Source organism: Lentzea kristufekii, assembly GCF_033949925.1.
In the GTDB taxonomy this organism is placed as follows: domain Bacteria; phylum Actinomycetota; class Actinomycetes; order Mycobacteriales; family Pseudonocardiaceae; genus Lentzea; species Lentzea kristufekii.
This window is the reverse complement of sequence record NZ_JAXAVV010000035.1, coordinates 16,915-34,310: the sequence shown is the minus strand read 5'-3', so window position 1 is coordinate 34,310 and position 17,396 is coordinate 16,915. Positions and strand designations below refer to the sequence as shown.

General features: G+C 68.2%; 11 protein-coding genes. 3 read left to right on the top strand and 8 right to left on the bottom strand.

The annotated features are described in order from the left end of the window. Window positions 1-35 precede the first annotated feature (35 nt). Both rpoB and SK571_RS42165 read left to right on the top strand, forming a co-directional pair. Window positions 36-3,521, top strand: coding sequence for a DNA-directed RNA polymerase subunit beta (gene rpoB, locus SK571_RS42170; protein WP_319989719.1), 3,486 nt, complete (start codon window positions 36-38; stop codon window positions 3,519-3,521). A 100-nt stretch (window positions 3,522-3,621) separates the two neighbouring features. Then, the gene (locus SK571_RS42165) at window positions 3,622-7,518 is read left to right on the top strand and encodes a DNA-directed RNA polymerase subunit beta' (RefSeq protein ID WP_319989718.1); all 3,897 of its coding nucleotides are present in this window, start codon (window positions 3,622-3,624) and stop codon (window positions 7,516-7,518) included. A 346-nt stretch (window positions 7,519-7,864) separates the two neighbouring features. Here the strand turns inward: SK571_RS42165 and SK571_RS42160 are convergent, their stop codons facing one another. After that, window positions 7,865-8,146, bottom strand: coding sequence for a DUF4287 domain-containing protein (locus SK571_RS42160; protein ID WP_319989717.1), 282 nt, complete (start codon window positions 8,144-8,146; stop codon window positions 7,865-7,867). Window positions 8,147-8,251: 105 nt separating this feature from the next. Here SK571_RS42160 and SK571_RS42155 point away from each other — a divergent pair, with 105 nt between their 5' ends. Further along, a complete protein-coding gene (locus SK571_RS42155) occupies window positions 8,252-8,668 on the top strand; it encodes a hypothetical protein (protein ID WP_319989716.1) in 417 nt (138 codons plus the stop codon). On the opposite strand, the gene SK571_RS42150 is transcribed toward SK571_RS42155, so the two are convergent. The 7 genes from SK571_RS42150 to SK571_RS42120 all read right to left on the bottom strand — a co-directional run bounded on the left by SK571_RS42150 (window position 8,665) and on the right by SK571_RS42120 (window position 17,393). Beyond that, window positions 8,665-9,102, bottom strand: coding sequence for a hypothetical protein (locus SK571_RS42150; RefSeq protein ID WP_319989715.1), 438 nt, complete (start codon window positions 9,100-9,102; stop codon window positions 8,665-8,667). The genes SK571_RS42155 and SK571_RS42150 overlap by 4 nt on opposite strands. Continuing rightward, entirely contained in the window at window positions 9,099-9,545 is a 447-nt protein-coding gene (locus SK571_RS42145) for a hypothetical protein (protein ID WP_319989714.1), read from the bottom strand. Before SK571_RS42145 ends, SK571_RS42150 begins: the two co-directional genes overlap by 4 nt. A gap of 89 nt (window positions 9,546-9,634) precedes the next feature. Continuing rightward, the gene (locus SK571_RS42140) at window positions 9,635-9,943 is read right to left on the bottom strand and encodes a TFIIB-type zinc ribbon-containing protein (protein ID WP_319976911.1); all 309 of its coding nucleotides are present in this window, start codon (window positions 9,941-9,943) and stop codon (window positions 9,635-9,637) included. Between the two features lie 40 nt (window positions 9,944-9,983). Next, entirely contained in the window at window positions 9,984-10,808 is an 825-nt protein-coding gene (locus SK571_RS42135) for a phosphotransferase family protein (RefSeq protein ID WP_319989713.1), read from the bottom strand. 26 nt (window positions 10,809-10,834) lie between these two features. Next, window positions 10,835-12,403: a hypothetical protein gene (locus SK571_RS42130; protein WP_319989712.1), complete on the bottom strand. Its 1,569-nt coding sequence runs from the start codon at window positions 12,401-12,403 to the stop codon at window positions 10,835-10,837. Next, complete coding sequence (locus SK571_RS42125; RefSeq protein WP_319989711.1) at window positions 12,400-13,107, bottom strand: hypothetical protein; 708 nt, start codon at window positions 13,105-13,107, stop codon at window positions 12,400-12,402. Before SK571_RS42125 ends, SK571_RS42130 begins: the two co-directional genes overlap by 4 nt. After that, on the bottom strand, window positions 13,104-17,393 hold the full coding sequence (locus tag SK571_RS42120) for a WXG100-like domain-containing protein (protein ID WP_319989710.1): 4,290 nt from the start codon (window positions 17,391-17,393) through the stop codon (window positions 13,104-13,106). Before SK571_RS42120 ends, SK571_RS42125 begins: the two co-directional genes overlap by 4 nt. Window positions 17,394-17,396: the final 3 nt, after the last annotated feature.

Below are 17,396 nucleotides of genomic sequence, written 5' to 3'. Positions count from 1 at the left end.
CTCTAGCCAGCTATTTGTCCCTGGAAGGACGCATCTTGGCGATCTCTCGCGCGACCAAGGCCACTGCTGCGACCAACTCCACGTCGGGGATCCCTGGAGCGCCGAAGCGGGTTTCGTTCGCGAAGATTAACGAGCCGCTTTCGACGCCCAACCTGCTTGACCTGCAGATCCAGTCCTTTGAGTGGCTGACCGGCGACGAGGCGTGGTTCCAGCGCCGCGTCGACGCCGGCGACGAGACTCCGACGGGCGGCCTCGAAGAGGTCCTCAACGAGATCTCGCCGATCGAGGACTTCTCCGGCTCCATGTCACTGTCCTTCTCCGACCCGCGCTTCGACGAGGTCAAGGCCTCGACCGAAGAGTGCAAGGACAAGGACATGACGTACGCGGCACCGTTGTTCGTCACGGCGGAGTTCACCAACCACACCACTGGCGAGATCAAGAGCCAGACGGTGTTCATGGGTGACTTCCCGATGATGACGAACAAGGGCACGTTCATCATCAACGGCACCGAGCGCGTGGTGGTCTCCCAGCTCGTGCGCTCGCCCGGTGTGTACTACGACACCGCGGTCGACAAGACGACCGACAAGGACGTCTTCAGCGTCAAGATCATCCCGTCCCGGGGTGCTTGGCTGGAGTTCGACGTCGACAAGCGCGACACCGTCGGTGTCCGCATCGACCGGAAGCGTCGCCAGCCGGTGACGGTGCTGTTGAAGGCTCTGGGCTGGAGCACGGAGCAGATTCGCGAGCGGTTCGCGTTCAGCGAGACGTTGCTGACCACGCTCGAGAAGGACCACACCGCGGGTACCGACGAGGCGTTGCTCGACATCTACCGCAAGCTGCGTCCGGGCGAGCCGCCGACGAAGGAGTCGGCGCAGGCCCTGCTGGAGAACCTGTTCTTCAAGGACAAGCGCTACGACCTGGCGAAGGTTGGCCGTTACAAGGTCAACAAGAAGCTGGGCCTGGACACCGACATCAACACCGGTGTCCTCACCGAGGACGACATCGTCACGACGATCGAGTACCTCGTTCGCCTGCACGCGGGTGAGACGATGATGGACGCCGCCGCAGGTGGCGACGTGCCCGTCGAGGTCGACGACATCGACCACTTCGGCAACCGTCGTCTCCGCACCGTCGGTGAGCTGATCCAGAACCAGATCCGCGTCGGTCTGTCCCGCATGGAGCGCGTCGTCCGCGAGCGCATGACCACGCAGGACGTCGAGGCCATCACGCCGCAGACCCTGATCAACATCCGTCCCGTCGTGGCGGCGATCAAGGAGTTCTTCGGCACCTCGCAGCTGTCGCAGTTCATGGACCAGACGAACCCGCTCGCGGGTCTGACCCACAAGCGCCGCCTGTCGGCTCTGGGTCCCGGTGGTCTGTCCCGTGAGCGCGCCGGCATGGAGGTCCGCGACGTCCACCCGTCGCACTACGGCCGCATGTGCCCGATCGAGACGCCGGAAGGTCCGAACATCGGCCTGATCGGTTCGCTCTCGAGCTACGCGCGGGTCAACCCGTTCGGCTTCATCGAGACGCCGTACCGCAAGGTCGTCGACGGCCGGGTCACCGACCAGATCGACTACCTGACCGCGGACGAGGAAGACCGCTACGTCAAGGCGCAGGCGAACTCGCCGACCGACGACGAGGGCAACTTCACCGACGACCGCGTCCTGGTCCGCAAGAAGGGCGGCGAGGTCGAGTTCATCGACCCGACCGACGTCGACTACATGGACGTCTCGCCGCGCCAGATGGTGTCGGCCGCGACCGCCATGATCCCGTTCCTCGAGCACGACGACGCGAACCGCGCCCTGATGGGCGCGAACATGCAGCGTCAGGCCGTCCCGCTGCTCCGCTCCGAGTCGCCGCTCGTCGGCACCGGCATGGAGCTGCGTGCCGCGGTCGACGCCGGTGACGTCGTCGTCGCGAAGAAGACGGGTGTGGTCGAGGAGGTCTCCGCCGACTACATCACCGTCATGGCCGACGACGGTGCGCGCAACACCTACGCGCTGCACAAGTTCCGTCGCTCGAACCAGGGCACCTGCATCAACCAGAAGCCCATCGTGAACGAGGGCGACCGGATCGAGGCGGGTCAGGTCCTGGCCGACGGTCCTTGCACCGAGAACGCCGAGATGGCGCTCGGCAAGAACCTGCTCGTGGCGATCATGCCGTGGGAAGGCCACAACTACGAGGACGCGATCATCCTGTCGCAGCGCCTCGTGCAGGACGACGTTCTCACCTCGATCCACATCGAGGAGCACGAGATCGACGCCCGCGACACGAAGCTCGGCGCCGAGGAGATCACCCGGGACATCCCGAACGTCTCCGAAGAGGTCCTGGCCGACCTGGACGAGCGCGGCATCATCCGCATCGGTGCCGAGGTCCAGCCCGGCGACATCCTCGTCGGCAAGGTCACGCCCAAGGGCGAGACCGAGCTGACGCCCGAGGAGCGCCTGCTCCGCGCGATCTTCGGTGAGAAGGCGCGCGAGGTTCGCGACACGTCGCTGAAGGTGCCGCACGGTGAGTACGGCAAGGTCATCGGCATCCGCGTCTTCTCGCGTGAGGACGACGACGAGCTGCCTCCGGGCGTGAACGAGCTCGTCCGCGTCTACGTGGCCCAGAAGCGCAAGATCCAGGACGGCGACAAGCTCGCCGGCCGCCACGGCAACAAGGGCGTCATCGGCAAGATCCTCCCCGCGGAGGACATGCCGTTCCTCGAGGACGGCACGCCGGTCGACATCATCCTGAACACGCACGGTGTGCCGCGGCGTATGAACATCGGCCAGGTGCTGGAGACCCACCTCGGGTGGATCGCCAAGCAGGGCTGGAGCATCAACGGGGACCCGGACTGGGCGAAGAACCTGTCCGAGGACCTGATGGATGTCGAGCCCGGCACCAAGACCGCGACCCCCGTGTTCGACGGCGCGAAGGAAGAGGAGATCACGGGCCTGCTCGGCTCGACGATCCCGAACCGCGACGGCGAGCGCATGGTCAAGGAGAACGGGAAGGCACAGCTCTTCGACGGCCGCTCCGGCGAGCCGTACCCGTTCCCCGTGTCGGTCGGCTACATGTACATCCTGAAGCTGCTGCACCTGGTGGACGACAAGATCCACGCGCGTTCGACCGGCCCGTACTCGATGATCACGCAGCAGCCGCTGGGTGGTAAGGCGCAGTTCGGTGGTCAGCGTTTCGGTGAGATGGAGTGCTGGGCGATGCAGGCGTACGGCGCCGCATACACCCTGCAGGAACTTCTCACCATCAAGTCCGACGACGTGCTCGGCCGCGTGAAGGTCTACGAGGCCATCGTCAAGGGCGAGAACATCCCGGAACCCGGTATCCCGGAGTCCTTCAAGGTGCTGCTCAAGGAGCTGCAGTCGCTCTGCCTCAACGTCGAGGTCCTGTCTTCGGACGGTGCCGCGATCGAGATGCGCGACGGCGACGACGAAGACCTGGAGCGCGCGGCCGCGAACCTCGGCATCAACCTGTCGAGGTCCGAGTCGCCCTCCGTGGACGACGTCGTCAACTAGTCACCTCGCCGGCCGGTGAGGGGGATGCCTCCCGCGTCCCCCTCGCCGGCCCTCCGACCAGCTCCTTTGCCACCGATCTAAAAAGGGGAAGAGAGTAGACGTGCTCGACGTCAACTTCTTCGATGAGCTCCGCATCGGACTCGCGACGGCGGACGACATCCGCCAGTGGTCCTTCGGCGAGGTCAAGAAGCCCGAGACCATCAACTACCGCACGCTCAAGCCTGAGAAGGACGGCTTGTTCTGCGAGAAGATCTTCGGTCCCACCCGGGACTGGGAGTGCTACTGCGGCAAGTACAAGCGCGTGCGCTTCAAGGGCATCATCTGTGAGCGCTGCGGCGTCGAGGTGACCCGCGCGAAGGTGCGTCGTGAGCGCATGGGCCACATCGAGCTCGCCGCTCCGGTCACGCACATCTGGTACTTCAAGGGCGTCCCCAGCCGGTTGGGCTACTTGCTCGACCTGGCCCCCAAGGACCTCGAGAAGATCATCTACTTCGCCGCCTACGTCATCGTGGGCGTGAACGCCGAGCTGCGCCACAACGACCTGCCGACGCTCGAGAGCGAGATGCAGGTCGAGCGCAAGCGCGTCGAGAACCGTCGTGACGCCGACGTGGAGGCCCGCGCCCAGAAGCTCGAGGCCGACCTGGCCGAGCTCGAGGCCGAGGGTGCCAAGTCCGACGTGCGCCGCAAGGTCAAGGAGGGTGGCGAACGTGAGATGCGCCAGCTCCGCGACCGCGCCCAGCGCGAGCTGGACCGCCTCGACGAGATCTGGTCCACGTTCACCAAGCTCGAGCGTGCCCAGCTGATCGCGGACGAGCTGCTCTACCGCGAGCTCTACGACCGCTACGGCGACTACTTCACCGGTGCCATGGGCGCGGAGGCCATCCAGAAGCTCCTGGGTGACTACGACGTCGACGCCGAGTCCGAGATCCTGCGCGAGACGATCCGCAGCGGCAAGGGCCAGAAGAAGCTGCGTGCGCTCAAGCGCCTCAAGGTCGTTGCCGCCTTCCAGGCGACCCGCAACAACCCGCAGGGCATGGTCCTGGACTGCGTCCCGGTCATCCCGCCGGACCTGCGCCCGATGGTGCAGCTCGACGGTGGCCGTTTCGCGACGTCCGACCTGAACGACCTGTACCGCCGCGTCATCAACCGCAACAACCGGTTGAAGCGACTGATCGACCTCGGCGCGCCCGAGATCATCGTCAACAACGAGAAGCGGATGCTGCAGGAGGCCGTCGACGCGCTGTTCGACAACGGCCGCCGCGGCCGTCCGGTGACGGGTCCGGGCAACCGGCCCCTGAAGTCGCTGTCCGACCTGCTGAAGGGCAAGCAGGGCCGGTTCCGCCAGAACCTGCTCGGCAAGCGCGTCGACTACTCCGGCCGTTCGGTCATCGTGGTCGGCCCGCAGCTCAAGCTGCACCAGTGCGGTCTGCCCAAGCAGATGGCCCTGGAGCTCTTCAAGCCGTTCGTGATGAAGCGGCTCGTCGACCTCAACCACGCGCAGAACATCAAGTCCGCCAAGCGGATGGTCGAGCGTGCGCGCCCGGCCGTGTGGGACGTGCTGGAAGAGGTCATCACCGAGCACCCGGTGCTGCTCAACCGCGCACCCACGCTGCACCGCCTCGGCATCCAGGCCTTCGAGCCCCAGCTGGTCGAGGGCAAGGCCATCCAGCTGCACCCGCTGGTCTGTGAAGCGTTCAACGCCGACTTCGACGGTGACCAGATGGCAGTCCACCTGCCGCTGTCCGCCGAGGCGCAGGCCGAGGCCCGCGTCCTGATGCTGTCGTCGAACAACATCCTGTCCCCGGCGTCCGGCAAGCCGCTGGCCATGCCGCGTCTGGACATGGTGACGGGCCTGTACCACCTGACCCGGCACAAGGTCGGCGACATCGGCGAGGGTCACTCGTACTCGTCGCCCGCCGAGGCCCTGATGGCGTTCGACCGCAAGGTCCTGGGCCTGCAGGCGATGGTGAAGATCCGCGTCTCCGACAAGAACCCGCCCAAGGGCCAGGAGCCCGAAGGCTGGGAGCCCGGTCAGCCGTGGCTCGCGGAGACCACGCTGGGTCGCGTGCTGTTCAACGAGATCCTGCCGCAGGACTACGCCTTCATCAACGAGGTCATGCCCAAGAAGCGGCAGGCCGTGATCATCAACGACCTCGCCGAGCGGTACCCGATGGTCACCGTCGCCCGGACGCTGGACAAGCTGAAGGACGCCGGTTTCCACTGGGCCACCCGCTCCGGTGTCACGGTCGCGATCTCGGACGTCCTCGTCCCGGCGGCGAAGCAGGACATCCTCGAGGAGCACGAGCGCCTCGCGGACGCCGTCGAGAAGCGCTACCAGCGCGGTCAGCTCTCCCACGAGGAGCGCAACTCCGAGCTGGTCAAGGTGTGGACGAAGGCCACCGAGCAGGTCCACGAGATCATGGAAGACAACTTCCCCGAGGACAACTCGATCCGCGTCATCGTGCAGTCCGGCGCCGCCGGCAACATGACGCAGGTCCGTTCGCTCGCGGGTATGCGTGGTCTCGTCACCAACCCGAAGGGTGAGTACATCCCGCGCCCGATCAAGAACTCGTTCCGCGAGGGCTTGTCGGTGCTGGAGTACTTCATCGCGACGCACGGTGCCCGTAAGGGTCTGGCCGACACCGCGCTGCGCACCGCCGACTCGGGTTACCTGACCCGTCGTCTGGTGGACGTCTCGCAGGACGTCATCATCCGCGAGGTCGACTGCGGCACCACCCGTGGTGTGCAGATGACCGTCGGCGAGCAGCTGGGCGACAAGGTCGGCCTGCACGAGTTCGCGCAGACGTCGGTCTACGCCCGCACGGTCGCGGACGACATCACCGACGCCCAGGGCAACCTGGTCCTGAACCGCGGCGACGACCTCGGCGACCCGGCGCTCGCGTCGCTGGTCGAGGCCGGCATCCTCCGCGTGAAGGTGCGCTCGGTGCTGACCTGCGAGTCCGCGGTCGGCGTGTGCGCGTCCTGCTACGGCCGCTCGATGGCCACCGGCCAGCTGGTCGACGTCGGCGAGGCCGTCGGCATCGTCGCCGCCCAGTCGATCGGTGAGCCCGGCACGCAGCTGACGATGCGTACGTTCCACCAGGGTGGTGTGGCCGGTGACGACATCACGACCGGTCTGCCCCGTGTCCAGGAGCTCTTCGAGGCCCGCGTCCCGAAGGGCAAGGCGCCGATCGCCGACGTCGACGGCCGCGTCCGCATCGAGGACGGCGACCGCTTCTGGAAGATCACGCTGATCCCGGACGACGGCTCCGAGGAGATCGTGTTCGAGAAGCTGTCCAAGCGTCAGCGTCTCGCCAACACGGCCACCGGCCCGCTGCAGGACGGTGACCACGTGTCCGTCGGCCAGCAGCTGCTGGAAGGTACGCCGGACCCGCACGAGGTCCTGCGTGTCATGGGCCCGCGCGAAGCCCAGCTGCACCTCGTTCAGGAAGTGCAGAAGGTCTACCGCGCCCAGGGTGTGGCGATCCACGACAAGCACATCGAGGTCATCGTCCGGCAGATGCTCCGCCGGGTCACGATCATCGACTCCGGCGCGACCGAGTTCCTGCCGGGTTCGCTGGTCGAGCGCGCGGACTTCGAGTCGGGCAACCGCGCCGTCGTCGCCGAAGGTGGCGAGCCGGCCGCCGGCCGTCCGGTGCTGATGGGTATCACGAAGGCCTCGCTGGCGACCGACTCCTGGTTGTCCGCGGCGTCGTTCCAGGAGACCACTCGCGTGCTGACCGACGCTGCCATCAACGGGCGTTCGGACAAGCTCATCGGTCTCAAGGAGAACGTGATCATCGGTAAGTTGATCCCGGCTGGTACGGGTATCAACCGCTACCGCAACATCCAGGTTCAGCCGACCGAGGAGGCGCGGGCTGCTGCCTACGCCATTCCTTCTTACGACGACGGGTACTACACGCCTGACGTCTTCGGGACTGGGACTGGTGCTGCGGTGCCGCTGGACGACTACGACTTCGGGCGGGATTACCGCTAGTTGTTGAGCTGAACGGCCCCTGGAGCTTTTGCTTCGGGGGCCGTTTTGCTTTTGTGGGCTTGCGGGCGGCCTGGTCGCTTTGCGTGCTTCCCTGGGGGCGCTGCCCCCAGACCCCCTGCAATCTGATCGGGGGGACCCCACCGCCCGGCCCGCTTGGTAAGGACGGCTCGCCTTCGGCATCGCTGCAGTCCTGCTGCGCAGCCTTACCCGTATCCGTCCGCTCCCGGCTCGGTCTGGTCTTTCGTCCTAGCGCGGGCTCTCGCTCGGCTTCGCTGACTGTCGGACCTGCTCTGTACGTTGGGTCGCGGGGGACGCTGATTCCGAGGGACCCCTGCCTTGGCCTGCGTCAGCGGTTGGCGATGCCGTCCAGGCGGAGCGTTGTCGACTCGTCTCGGTGGCTGCTGCTGGTGCCCACGTGCGTTGCGCTGATCTCGGGGCCGTTCTTCAGCACGTGGTAGAGCGCCATGCCGTGGCCTCGGCCGAGGTCGTAGTCGGTCTTCAGCCACTCCAGGAACACGCCTGCCTTGGTCGTGCCGTCGTACCCGCGTCCCGCCGCCTCCGTCAGCAGGTCGGCCGGGGTCTTGCCGGTCTTCTTCTCCGCGCCGTCGAGGTAGGCCTGGAAGGACATCGTGGTCTCCGTTCGTCGTTGAACAGAGCCTAGGACAACTTCGGCTGTCTTGACAAGAAAAATTGTCGGTGGAATCTGGGTGCGCGCGTCTGCTTCCATGAGGGCATGGGGGAGCTGTGGTGGAGTGACGTTCGGGAGTGGTTCGCCCCTGAGGACGGGCCGCTGCACGACGGGTGTGTGGCGGGGGTCGGGCCTGGGGCTTGGTTGGCCGTTGCCGATCTGGCGGCGGTTCGGGGGTGGTGGTCCGAGCTTGACGAGGGGACGTTGCGCGTCTGGCCCGGTGAGGGGTTTCTGGTCAACTTCTTCGAGGCTGTCGAGGACGAGGTTCTCTTCGACGTCGACGTTCGGGAGTTGCAGGGGCAGGAGCGGCTCGACCTGCTCGGCGCGTTCCTGCGGGAGTTGGGGCTGGCGTTCGGGCGGCCGGTGGCGCTGGCCTTTGAAGGGTGCGACCCGAGTGAGGAGCCGTATCTGCACTACGACCCGGTGGCTGACGGGTTCGTGCTGGATCGGGAGCCTGGTTAGCGGCGGCGGGCTCTGGCCAGGGCTCTGGCTCGGATCACCAGGTCGTCCACCAGGTGCTCGTCCACCAGGGGTGGGATGCCGGACTCGTCGGTGCAGCAGCGCGGTTTGGTGCGCTTCTCCGACAGGCGTGGCCTCACGCCGGCCATCTCGTAGAGGGCTTCGTAGAGGTCCAGGCCCGGGTCGTCGTCGTGTGGGCCCACCAGGAGCACCCACACGACTTCCGGTGAGGGGAAGGCGACTACTACGCGGTCGGCGCCTCGGAGGTGTTTCACGCAGAGGCGCGGCAGGGGTTCTGGGCCCGTCACGCGGTAGCCGAGTGCGGCGCAGCCCGAGTGGGCCAGTTCGTCCAGGAAGCGTTCGTAGGCCACGCGGGCTCGGCCGCGCAGGCCGTTGGCCTGGGCGTGTGCGGTGGGGGTCTCTACTACCTCGATCAAACCGGGCGGACCACGCGTCCCTTGCCGCTGCGCATCTCGTCGAGGGACGAGGCCAGGTCGGGCCGGTCCAGCAGTGACTGGTCGCTCAGGCGGCGGTGGACTTCGTCGATGAGGCCGCGGGTCTTGCCCGCGCGGCGGAGGTCGGACACCAGGTGGAGGACCTCGTGCAGGCGCACGGTGTCGAGCAGCATGCGCGGTTCCTGGCTGTGGATGGCGAGTACGCCTTCGCGGGCCCAGGCCTTCACGGTCTTCTCGGTGAGGTCGAGCAGTTCGCCTGCCACCACGGGACGTACCGGCGGGGCTTGGCGGAGCGTCTTGGCCACCACACCGTCGAGGCGGCGGCGGCGTTCGTCGTCTTCCGACAGGGATGACGCGACGGCTTCCAGCTCTTCGATCGTGTCGAAGAGGTCGCGGATGTGGGCGGCCTCGGTCGCGACAGACATGGCTACTCCTCCCGTTGACTACCGATTATCCACTACTTTTTCGGTAGTCGTCAACGGCCCCGGAGCAGGGATCCGGGGCCGTCGCGCGATCAGGAGGAGAAGAAGAGACCACCGAGGCCACGGTGCTTGCGGTGACCGTAGCCGTAGCCGGCGTGACCGCCGTGGTGGTGATGGACCTGCTGCGGCGCGGCGCCCCAAGCGGGCTGGGCCGGCTGCGGGTAGGCGGCGGGCGGCGGGGCGACCGGCGGCGGCGGGGCCTGCATCTGGGCCTCGAGGCGGGTGATCGACTCGAGCTCGCCGTAGTCGAGGAAGACCCCGCGGCAGCCGTCGCACTGCTCGATGTGAACGCCCATGCGGTCGAACGTGCGCATGTTCGCATGACACTTGGGACACTGCATCGTGGTGAGCCTCCTGCGGTGGGACCGGACAAAAACGATATTAGCCGCGGTCACTGCTCTCGTGCGTCGCGACGATCCGACGACAGGCTTCAACCAGCGGTTCCACTGCCTGCAGCCCGGACATGAGTGCCCGTGCTGCCATCTGCACAACGTACGCCTGGGCCGGGATGTTGAGTGCTTCCCATTCGGATGTCGGCAGGGCCACACCACCCGTTTCACGATAGGTGTTGAGGAACCGCGCCCACAGGTCATCCGGCAGAACCCCGGCAGCGAACAAAGCCGCAGGTCGTGCCAGATCCCATACAGGATCGCCGACCCCGAGATCGTCCACGTCGATGAGCCGCCAGCCACCCCGGTGCACCAACTGTCCGAGATGCCAATCGCCGTGGATCAACGCACGCCCGTTCATGTCCAATGGCGGCAAGAGTTCATACGCGCGCAGCACCACATCGGCATGCGGCAAGTCCGGCGGCAACGCCTGAATAGCGCGCACAATCCGTTCCGGCGTACCGGCCACAGGCCCCCGCACGGGCAAAGCGTGCAGCTTCGCCAGCAGCGCCGCGCTCTCCTCCCACGGCGCCGCGTCCGGATCCGCCTGACTCACCGGCGTCCCGTACGGCCACACCGTCACCGGCCGGTCGTCCACGAACTGCAACGGCTTCAACGGCGGCAGCAACAACTCAGGATGCGCCGCCGCGATCTCCAGCCGCTGATCGAGCGCCTCGACGTCGGTGTCCGCGGGCAACGCCTTGGCCACCACGTCGCCGACGCGCACCACCACGACGTCGCCGCGGTCACCGCCGAGCACCTCGGGGTCGGCGGAAGAGCCGGTCAGCGAGGCCATCGCCGCGATCAGGTCGTCCACGCGCACAGTGAATCAGGCCGGCCCGGTCAGGCCGGCGCGACCTGCATGTTGTGGCCGTAGGTGTAGAAGTAACCGGTTACGAACAGCGTCGCCTCGGTCATGGAGTCGAACTCGGCGTACATCGATCGCTTGCCCTCCGACTGCCAGCACACGACGAAGATGTCCAGCTCGCGGACCAAGCACAGCGCTTCGTCGCGGTACTCCCCGAAGGAGAAGTACCGGCGGTCGATGTTCAGCGTGCTCAGCACCTTGTCCGTCCACTCGACAGCCCAGTCCCTCTCGGCCTGGTGACCGGGTTCCATCTCGGCTTCATTGCCGGTGGCGGTGGCGAGCGCCCTGGCGAGGGCCGTGGTGGGGACGTAGTCGGGCAGCACGTAGCCGGATCGCCGGATGTGCGCGAGAAGCTGCACGTCCGGGTTCACGTCGTGCACGTCCAAGTAGTAGGCCAGCGCGGCGGGCCAGACCCAGAAGCCGTCGGTGTGAAACGCCATCGGAACCCGTTGCGGCTGGCCGGGAGCGAGCAGATCGGGAGCGAGGCCGCGTGACGTGAGCACAGCAGGGGCCTGGTTCAGGAATGCGAGCAGCGCTTCCTTCTCCGCCCTGATCACAGGCTGACGGTGCAGCGCGGGCCGCTCCTGTGCGTCCACACCGTCGAACGTCCGCGTGGGCATCGCCGGGTAGAACGGCCGCTTGGGAGTGTGCTTCGGACCCGCCGCCACGGTGACCGGGACTGTCCGGAGCTCACTGACCGCGGCAGCCAGCCAGTCCGGCGTGTTCTTGGGGCTCCTGGGGAACTGCAGGAGTTCGTGCTGAAGCCCGTGGCGGGCGAAGAGGGCGCGCTGCGGGAAGTACGGCTGCCAGCCGGGCTCGCTCTGGGAGTCGAACGACACCAGCGGGCGCGAGCTGGGCTCAAGCGAGTACTCCGCGCTGAACCACGCGCCGAACGGAAACGCTGAGGTCGCGGTGCGCAGCCGGTGGAACCACTGCCCGACCATCAGCGGCGGCAGCCACGCCACCTCGTCGCCGTCCGGTGTCGTGAGCGTCGTGGTGAGCTCCTGCCACCCGGCGATCGCCTGGCAGCGCACGTGCAACTTCGCCCACGGTCCCGGCACGTGCTCCAGCAGCAGAGTGGTGATGTGGTCGACGTGGGCGTCGATCTCGGGCTTCGGCACCGTGTCCTGAGGCAGGCCCACGTACATCGGCAGTTCGGAACCCGTGTCGGCGATCAGGCACAGCTGTTCGAACCGGACCTGGGACAGGCGGTCCAGGCTCGCCACCGGCTTCACGAAGGTCCACTCCGGCTGCTCCAGCGGCATGGATCGCCGCACTTCCGGCATCTCGGCGACGAGCAGGGCGTCGCCGCGTTCTTCCTCGACCAGGAAGGCCTGCTCGCCGGCGTGCGCGACGGTGAAGTGGGTGAACCAGCTCTCCACCAGCGTCGACGGCAGCAGTTGCGCACCGCGGCCGTCTCCCATGTCGAACCGCGCGTGCTCGGAGAGCCGGTTGTCGTGAAACGCCCACTCGGCATCGGCGAGCCGGTCGTTCCACACGACCTTGCGCGTGGCGCTGTACGTCTGCCCGGTGGCGATCTTCATGCCTGTGCTCCGCTCGGGACCTCGGGGGCTGCGATGGTGCCCGCCGCGGTCGGTGTGGTCGTGGTCGGTGCCTGCCTGGCGGCGTGGCGCTCGATCAGGTCCAGATAGCCGGCGAGCAGTGCGCCGAACAGGGTGGCGTTGGCGGTGAACGTGGGGGCGCTCGCGGGATTGAACACGATCTGCAGTTCCTGGTCGTGGCCGAAGACCTCGACAAGCTGCGTGCCTGTGATCGGGACGGCCCTGACGAGGTCTGCGGGGTGACGCCGAGGCGATGAGAACACGTGCAGCGCTTTCATCCCGTTCTGCTGGTCGAAAAGCCTCAGCTCACCCGATTCATGCGCGGACACGGTGAGCGTGACGTCTTTCAGGAGCGCTGAGATCAGCGAAGCCCCTCGTGCGAAGCCCTTCGTCACCCGCCACAGATCGAGTTCGAAGGCGTTGGTCACCTCGGTGCCGGCGGTCTCCGGATGTGGGATGAAATGTGCGTTGCGCCATTCCTCGCCGGTGGGCAGGCCGTCCGGACCGAACGTGCGCGAGCCCATGATCGATTCACGGCCGAGTGGGGCGCCCGCCGGCTGGCCGGGATCGGGGAACCTGATCTCGAAGACACCCGCGGCCACCTTGCGCTGCGCTTCGGCGGCCTGTTCGGCGTCGAACTCCGGCAACGGTGAGCCGGCGAAGTAGGAGTTCAGCAGGTCGCTCATCGCCGGGCTTCCATTTCTCTCTTCCACCTGAAGTTCTCGTTGATGATCGGCGGACGGGCTTCGATCTTGATGACGTTCCCGTCGACGTCGAAGTGCGCGATGCGAGGCCACACCCGGTAGATGTGATCAGCCGGAAAGCCACCCGCGAACAGGTACTCGCTCTCCCGGTGGCCGCCCTCGTTCTTGCGGCCGCTGTTGACGTAGCTGGCGTCGCTGTCGATGCCGTACGGGTGATAGCCCTCGTGCATGTACTGGACACGGGTGATCGCGACACCGGTCAGCGCGACCTGCCGCGGGTCGTGCCTCACGATGAGTCCCTCGCCGGCTGTGGTCAGGTTGCGGTGGATCGTCGCTTCCGGACTCGCGGAGAAGGACACGAACGCGCTGCCTTCCGCCCGGATCGTGTCGCCCATGTGCGCGCCCATGCCGAGGTTCGCGGTGTTCCGCGGTTGGTGGCCCTCCCGCAGCAGCGGCGCGAACTCGCGGTCGTCCATGCGGAAGAGCGGTTCGTCGAGGAATGCGAGCCCTTCCGACTTGTCCCGGTGCACGGGCTGTCCGCCAGTCGCGTCCAGGTAGACGCCGTCGAGGTCGACCGGGGTCGCCATGTGGTCGTAGGCGCCCTTGGGGATCTCGGTGGTGAGGCCGGGCGGCAGATCACCTGGTTCGAAGTCGTGCGTGAGCTCTGACTCGTAGAGGGTTTTGCCGCCGTTGGCCTTGTCGCGCTGGAACTGCTCCTGGAGCGTGCCGTCGAGGAACTCGACGGTCAGGTCGCCGGTCCACTTGGGCCTTCTGACGACGTTCGGCCGCGGCGTGGCCTCGGGCTCGGGCTTGGTGAACGTCCTCATCGCCGCTTCGCGGTTGAGGTCCGCTTCTGACTTGCGCTTGGTCGGGAACGGTGGTTGCCGAGGTTCCTGGGCAGGGGTGGGTTCCGGAGCGCGCTCCGGGGCCGGTCCGCCGGGCAGGTCGTTCGCAACCGTCGGCACCGGCTGGTGGGGACGTACGGGTTCGTCGTGCCGTCGCGCATCCTGCGGGAGCACGACACCAGGCGGGGGAGGGCGATGTCCCGGCGGTCCGAAAGCACCCGGTGGGGCCATCGGGCCGTTCGGGCGCAGAGGCGGGTTCGGCCGCATCTGAGGCGGCATCGGCGGCCGAGGACCACCTTGTGGCATGGGCGGCCGGGGACCACCTTGCGGCGCCATCGGCGGTTGCTGACCACCTTGCGGCGGCATGGGCGGCCGGGGGCCACCTTGCGGGGCCATCGGCGGCCGCGGACCGGCTTGCGGCGGCATGGGCTGCCGGTGACCACCTTGCGGCGGCATCGGCGGCCGCGGACCACCCTGCGTGGGCATGGGTGGACGACTCATTCCCGGCGGCGGCGCGAAGCCGGGCCGAGGAGGCGGCAGCTGACGTGACCGGTCGAGCCTCGGATCGTACGGGGGCCTGGGCCCGCGGTTCTGCTGCCAGTTGCCGGGAGGTGGCTGCTCGCCGGGTGACGGCCAGTTGCGCCGCCACGCCTTCGACGCCTCCGCCGGGGGTACGTCACCCCAGGTCGGGGTGTGATCAGGAGGGGTGGGCCGGCTGTGGTTCCGCGTGCTGCCGTCCGGGCTGAAGGTGACCCAGTCACCGTTCGGCGGCCAGCCGGGCCTGTGCAGCGCGGCGTTGTGCGGGTCGAGGTGCGACGAACTCGCGAACACGTTGCCCTGCAAGTCGACCCAGACGTCCTTCCTCGGCGCCACCACGTCGGCGCCGAGCTCCCTGGACAGTTGAGCCGCGAACCCGCCACCCTCGCGACCGGTCTGGCACGAGATCAGCCGGATCGGCTGCTGCCCGTCCCAACCGGCCCCGCGGATGATGTCGGCGAGCTGTCTGGGCGTCAGCGCCGTGTCCCCGATGCTGACCCTGCTGCTGTTGCCGTGGATGTCGACGGTGAAGCGGTTCGGGTCGGGAGCCACGTTGCGCGCGGTGCTGTGGTACGGGCTCGCCTGCCCGACGTGCAGGGACAGCCCGGCATCGGTGCGTTTGGCCCACTGCTCCAGATGCCGCATGCCGTCCGGCATCTCGACCGGCGTGTTGTTGCGCTTGATCCGGGCCAGCTCGGCCTGGTGCGCGCTCTCCGGCCTCGGGGCGTTGGTGGGGGCGGGCGGGGCGGATTCGCCCAGCGGCCGGAGGTGAGGTGCGCCGTTGCCGTGCCGCGGAGCGGGCTGGGTCTGCGGGACTGCCGACGGGCGGGCAGGAGGCTGCTGCGGGTGCGTCGCGTGGGTGGACTGCTGCGGGGCCCGTTGTGGCGGTGCCTGTGGTGGCGAGCGATGCGCTTGTGGCGCGTGCCGGTGCGGGTGCTGTGGCGGTGCTGCCTGCGGAGGTGGCACATGAGCAGGCCCTGCCGACCCGTGCACGGGAGGTGCGTCGTGCGTACCGCGTTGCGGGGGTGCGGTGAAGGGCATGGAGGCGGCCGGCGTCGACGTGGCTGCCTGATGGACTCCGTCAGCGGGGTGCTGGCGTTGCGGAGCCTGGTGGGGAAGTGGTGCGGGTCCGCCAGGACCGGGGGCGTGCGAAGTGGGACCTGCCGGGGCGGGGCCTGCGAGCGGACCGTTCGGCGCGGGCGCACCGTGACCCGCTGTCGGCGGGCCGGCGGCCGCACCCGCCGGGCCTCCGTGGTGGGGAGATCCGGGAGTCGGGCCGCTGGTGCCCGTCGGCATGGGGCCGCTCGGGCTGGTGGTGTGGTGGCCGGCGGGGGCCGGGCTGCCAGGTGGGTTGTGCCCAGCGCTGCCTGCTGAGGCCGGGCTGCTCGGGTTGGGGGCTTGGTGACCGGCCTGCACCGGGCCGCCCCCGTGCGGCGCGTTGCCACTCGTGGGTGAGGGGCCGCTGTGCACGTTCGAGCCGGCGGTGTTGGGGGAGTGGCTTCCGCTTGCCTGGGACGGGGTCTGCCCGCTGCCCGTCGGGGAAGGGCTGTGGTTCTGCGGCCCGCCGCTGTTGCTGGGGGAGAAGCCTCCACCGCTCGACGGCGACGGGCCGCCCATCGGCGGGGCGGTCGGCATCGCGGTGCGAGGTGCGGCAGGGGCGTTCGACGCGGCCGGGGCCGTGGGTGGCGCGGACTGGCCGGGGGACTGGCTGAAGCCTTGCGGCTGCTGCGAAGGCTGTGGGGCGGACGACGGTGGGGTCGCGTCCGGGGTGGCGCGGTGTTGCGGTTGTTCGGTCGGTGGGGCCGCGTAGGACGTGTTCGTCGCGTCGGCGGAGCGGCGTGGCGGGGCTTCGGTGTCCGGGGCGGACGACGGCGAAGGTGCGGTGGGCGGAGGGCCGTCCATGCGCGGGGCCGCTTCTGGCCGGGGCATGGCGGACGGGCTTGGCATGTCGCCGGCGGTGGGAGCGGCGATGTCGGCGTTGACGCCCTCGATGCCGGACTTCATGCCGGAGACGCTGCCGCTCACGGCGCCGGAGGTGGCGCCGAACAGGACGTCCTCGGCCTGGATGCCCTCCTCGCTCAGAGCGCCCTCGGCGAGGGCCGAGCCTGCGCCGATGACGGCTTCCTCGGCGGCGTTGCGGCCGATCGACCTGCCGATGGAGTCGCCCACGCCGTCGCCCAGGGCCTTGCCCATGCCGGCGCCTACGCCTGCGCCCACGACGCCGGAGATCAGGCCCGACTTGGCGGCGTCGAGCGTCATGTTCGTGTCGAGCGTGTCGCGGGTGCCCTTGGCCAGCTGGATGCCCTGGACGGCCAGGTCGGTGGCGACCGAGGTGGCGACCTCGATGCCCACCTGGAGGGCCAGTTTGCCGATGAGGTTGCGGCCGACCTGCTGCATCAGTTGCTGCACGAGCTGGCGGAAGACGATCTGCACGCCCGCGCGCGTGGCCAGCTGAGCGGGGACGATGCCCGCGGTGGAGGCGCCGAAGGACGCCACGGCGGACGCGATCATCACGGCGATCTGGATGGCCAGGATGACCAGGGCGATGATGATCGAGAGCTTGGCGTACTCGATCTGCATCGCGCAGTTGCGGCAGGCCGTCGACAGCTTCTCGGAGACGTCCTTCATCTTGGGGAGGGTGGCTTCCTCGCCCTTGACGAACTTCTCCCAGTACTTCTTGAACGCCTCCGCAGCTTCACCATCCATGTTGGACGATGCCTGCCTGACCGCGTCGTCGGCCGCGCGCATGGCGTCGTCGACGTCGGTGGCGGCCTGCTTCCAGACCTCGGCGAGCCGTTGCAGCGCCGTCTCGTCGCCTTCCGGCCAGCTGTCACCCACCACGATCGGGATGAGCCAGCGGACCTCGGCGGGCATCTCGATGCCCATGTG

What these genes read in the sequence shown, in the direction of transcription:
- SK571_RS42160 (WP_319989717.1), bottom strand. Translation starts at nt 8,146, where the DNA reads ATGTCCTTCCAGGCCTACCTCGACGGCGCGGAGAAGAAGACCGGCAAG.
- SK571_RS42155 (WP_319989716.1), top strand. Translation starts at nt 8,252, where the DNA reads ATGGGGGAGCTGTGGTGGAGTGACGTTCGGGAGTGGTTCGCCCCTGAG.
- SK571_RS42145 (WP_319989714.1), bottom strand. Translation starts at nt 9,545, where the DNA reads ATGTCTGTCGCGACCGAGGCCGCCCACATCCGCGACCTCTTCGACACG.
- SK571_RS42140 (WP_319976911.1), bottom strand. Translation starts at nt 9,943, where the DNA reads ATGCAGTGTCCCAAGTGTCATGCGAACATGCGCACGTTCGACCGCATG.
- SK571_RS42130 (WP_319989712.1), bottom strand. Translation starts at nt 12,403, where the DNA reads ATGAAGATCGCCACCGGGCAGACGTACAGCGCCACGCGCAAGGTCGTG.
- SK571_RS42125 (WP_319989711.1), bottom strand. Translation starts at nt 13,107, where the DNA reads ATGAGCGACCTGCTGAACTCCTACTTCGCCGGCTCACCGTTGCCGGAG.
- SK571_RS42120 (WP_319989710.1), bottom strand. Translation starts at nt 17,393, where the DNA reads ATGGGCATCGAGATGCCCGCCGAGGTCCGCTGGCTCATCCCGATCGTG.